We start from the raw sequence: 3,199 nt of genomic DNA, 5'->3' as shown, positions 1-3,199 counted from the left end.
CATCTGAAGCGGGTGAACCTTATTATACAAAAATTAATCGCCATTATCATGGGAAGCTTTCTTGTAGGCAGTGGGATTAACGGATTTTTAGTTCCGTATCATCTTCTAGATGGAGGAATGATTGGACTAGCTTTGATTCTTCATTATTTTTTTGAAGTATCTACAGGAATGTGTATGTTTATTCTTAGTATTCCGCTCTGCGTCTTTGCTTGGACAGAAGACCGGGCTTATTCATATACTAGCTTTCTTGGATTACTTATTTCTTCAGCCATGATTGACTGGCTTCGGCCATTGCAAACCCTCTTTTTAGTTCCAATTGCACTCAGTTCAATTTATGGAGGGATCTGCATCGGTGCGGGTATCGGACTTATGGTCCGATACGGTACAAGTACTGGTGGTACCGATTTGCTTGCAACCTATTTATCAAAAATGTTTTCCATGAATACAGCCCTTATTATTTTTTTGCTTGATGTAGTCATTGTCACTGCGGGTTCAATTACCTTAAATATAACTAGCTTTTATTATTCTTGTTTAATGATTTTTATCGCAGGCTTAATGACTTATTTCTTTAAACCAGCTAAAATATAGAATTCAACTTTTCAATATTGATTCCATTTTATCAATTGCTTCTTGGATTTTCAAACTATTTTCTTGGTACATCTCCTTTGCTTCTATAGAATCTGTACTGAGGGCAAATAACTCTAAATCAGCCTGACACTTTTTTAATATCGCCCAAATTAATGGTTTTTCCTGCGGAGAAGGTACTTTCAATTTATCATCATACAAATCGATCATTAGTTCACCTTCTGTGGTAATCTGTCCAAGAAAAACATTTTCAACGGTAACCCCTTGCTTGATCAGTTCCGTTTTAACCCACATTCTGCTATTTCCAGATGTGGAAAGAGGCTCATCTAAAATTTTTCCATCCATTATGACTGTTTGGGGTTCTTTTATAGCAGCTAAATTTATATTTAAATCCTTTGGAGTCAGCGGTTGATTTTCCCGCTTTAGCAATACATTTAAATCACCCGTAGCTTCTAAAACCGCATATTCAACATCGCTGACATTAAAGACATCTTTTGACCGAAGGAGTTCTAACAGTTCATCAATGGTATATTTTTCTTTTTTCATATTATCTTCTAGAATTTTCCCATCCTGTATGAATACGGTACCTTTTCCCTCCAAAATATTACGCAGAGATATACTTTTCATTGAAATATAACCTGCTATAAAGGGGGCGAGTGAAAAAGTGACGATGGCCACACCCCCGTTGACCATGCTTTGCTCCATTTTTGTAGCTAATTCCGCACCAATATCACCGATGGTAATGCCCGTAATATATTCAAAAAAAGATAGCTGCGATATTTGTTTTTTCCCTAATAATTTTGTAATTGCAAATAATAAAATCAAAATAAATAATGCACGAAGTAACACAATTAACCAATCTGGCATCGTACTACCTCCTACCCTATAATTCCTTATATGTTGTTTCTTCTCTCTCTAAAAAAACAACCCTTTTCTGCAAGTCCTCCACCACATCATGTATAAGCAGTACCGCTTCATTTATCGTTTGTTTTGACCTCTCTTTAGATGTTCTAAGTTCCAAACCTATGAGACCTGCCTCTGCTCCTTTAAGACTCGCGAGGCATTGTTTAACATCTGATGCGATAGTCATTCAATTTCCCCTAACCTTTTGGTTTAAAAAGAATTGCACCAATCATCCCAAATATTATTGCGGCTGATATACCGGCACTGGTGACTTCAAACATTCCAGATAAAATACCGACCAAACCATGCTTTTCAGCTTCCTCCATGGCCCCATGGACAAGTGAATTTCCAAAGCTGGTAATAGGTACGGTTGCACCTGCACCCGCAAAATCGATAAATGGTTCGTATAAACCAAAGCCGTCCAACACTGCACCAATCACTACAAAGGTGCTTAAGGTGTGTGCTGGTGTGAGTTTAAATACATCAAACATAATTTGCCCAATCACACAGATTAAGCCGCCGACAACAAACGCCCAAAAATAAATCATCGTGTATTTTCACCTCCATATTCAATAGAAACCGCATGCGCGATACATGGGATGCTTTCCTTTTGTTGAAAAGATAGGGGAGATAATAAAGCTCCAGTTGCGACAACCAAAATTCGTTTAAGCTCCCCTTTTTTCATACGGTTTAATAGATGTCCATAAACGACTGTTGCCGAACATCCTGCCCCGCTGGCACCCGCAAGAACTGGCTGCTCCGATTTATATATTAATAAGCCGCAGTCACTATAAAAACTATCATCAATCGATATCCCTTGTTTTTTGAATAAATCCAGTGATACTTCATGTCCAATTTGACCAAGATCTCCCGTAACAATTAAGTCGTAATAGGAAGGATCGATATTTCGTTCTGTCAAATGAGCCGTAATCGTATCAACGGCAGCAGGGGCCATCGCTCCACCCATATTAAATGGATCAGATAATCCCATGTCAATGACACGCCCTATCGTTGCGGAAGTTACTCTTGGACCTTCGCCTTCATCACTTAATAGAGCCATTCCGGCTCCCGTTACCGTCCATTGTGCAGTTGGAGGTTTTTGTCCTCCGTATTCTGTTGGATAGCGGAATTGTTTTTCAACTGCAGCATTATGACTAGATGCACCTGTTAAGACATATTTCGCTCCTTTTGCATTGATAATCGCCGCTCCTAACGCTAATCCTTCCATCGAAGTTGAACAGGCGCCAAAGAGGCCGAGATACGGCACCCCAATGGAACGTGAGGCGAAACTCGTCGGCGTTATTTGATTGATCAAATCTCCCGCTAGGAAAAATTGAATATCTTCCTTTCGAATGCCGCCTTTTTCAATCGCTTTTTGTGCAGCTTCCTCAATCATAACTCTATGAGCTTTTTCATAGGAATCCTCTCTCAACCACAAATCAGAGTGAAGAAGATCAAAGTCTTCCGCAAGTGCACCGTTGGCTTCGAATGGTCCTCCCACCGTACCAGTTGAAATGATGACAGGCTTATGATCAAACACCCATGTACGATGTCCCCTTAGCATTAAAAACCACCCCACATGATGATAATCGTTTTTATAAACGAGACAACAAATGCAGAAAAAACACCGAATAAAATGACTGATCCTGCTAGTTTAAACATATTTCCTCCAACCCCTAATACAAAGCCTTCCGTCCGATGCTCAATGGCA

The 3,199-nt window shown here is 39.5% G+C and carries 6 protein-coding genes; 1 reads left to right on the top strand and 5 read right to left on the bottom strand.

Features of this window, described 5'->3' with window-relative positions; translation table 11 throughout:
- The first annotated feature begins 3 nt into the window (after nt 1-3).
- A complete protein-coding gene (locus tag AC52RT_RS06595; RefSeq protein ID WP_495540008.1) occupies nt 4-588 on the top strand; it encodes a YitT family protein in 585 nt (194 codons plus the stop codon).
- Nucleotides 589-591: 3 nt separating this feature from the next.
- Here AC52RT_RS06595 and AC52RT_RS06590 read toward each other — a convergent pair whose 3' ends face one another.
- From AC52RT_RS06590 to AC52RT_RS06570, 5 genes are all read right to left on the bottom strand, one after another.
- Entirely contained in the window at nt 592-1,452 is an 861-nt protein-coding gene (locus tag AC52RT_RS06590) for a DUF421 domain-containing protein (RefSeq protein ID WP_495540006.1), read from the bottom strand.
- A gap of 16 nt (nt 1,453-1,468) precedes the next feature.
- Nucleotides 1,469-1,675 (bottom strand): DUF1657 domain-containing protein, encoded by a 207-nt coding sequence (locus tag AC52RT_RS06585; RefSeq protein ID WP_495540005.1) that lies wholly within the window; start codon nt 1,673-1,675, stop codon nt 1,469-1,471.
- A gap of 10 nt (nt 1,676-1,685) precedes the next feature.
- Nucleotides 1,686-2,036, bottom strand: a complete 351-nt coding sequence (gene spoVAE / locus AC52RT_RS06580; protein ID WP_475730521.1) for a stage V sporulation protein AE — start codon at nt 2,034-2,036, stop codon at nt 1,686-1,688.
- The gene (spoVAD, locus tag AC52RT_RS06575; protein WP_495540004.1) at nt 2,033-3,052 is read right to left on the bottom strand and encodes a stage V sporulation protein AD; all 1,020 of its coding nucleotides are present in this window, start codon (nt 3,050-3,052) and stop codon (nt 2,033-2,035) included. Before spoVAD ends, spoVAE begins: the two co-directional genes overlap by 4 nt.
- A partial coding sequence (locus AC52RT_RS06570; protein WP_495540007.1) for a SpoVA/SpoVAEb family sporulation membrane protein occupies nt 3,052-3,199 on the bottom strand: 148 nt, incomplete at its 5' end. The genes spoVAD and AC52RT_RS06570, both read right to left, overlap by 1 nt.

The sequence above is a fragment of the Peribacillus sp. genome, assembly GCF_059453735.1.
The sequence above is the reverse complement of the archived record's forward strand: the minus strand, read 5'-3'. Positions and strand labels throughout refer to the sequence as shown.

Excerpts from the sequence above, each read along its gene's own strand:
- AC52RT_RS06590 (WP_495540006.1), bottom strand. The coding sequence starts at position 1,452 with ATGCCAGATTGGTTAATTGTGTTACTTCGTGCATTATTTATTTTGATT.
- AC52RT_RS06585 (WP_495540005.1), bottom strand. The coding sequence starts at position 1,675 with ATGACTATCGCATCAGATGTTAAACAATGCCTCGCGAGTCTTAAAGGA.
- spoVAE (WP_475730521.1), bottom strand. The coding sequence starts at position 2,036 with ATGATTTATTTTTGGGCGTTTGTTGTCGGCGGCTTAATCTGTGTGATT.
- spoVAD (WP_495540004.1), bottom strand. The coding sequence starts at position 3,052 with ATGCTAAGGGGACATCGTACATGGGTGTTTGATCATAAGCCTGTCATC.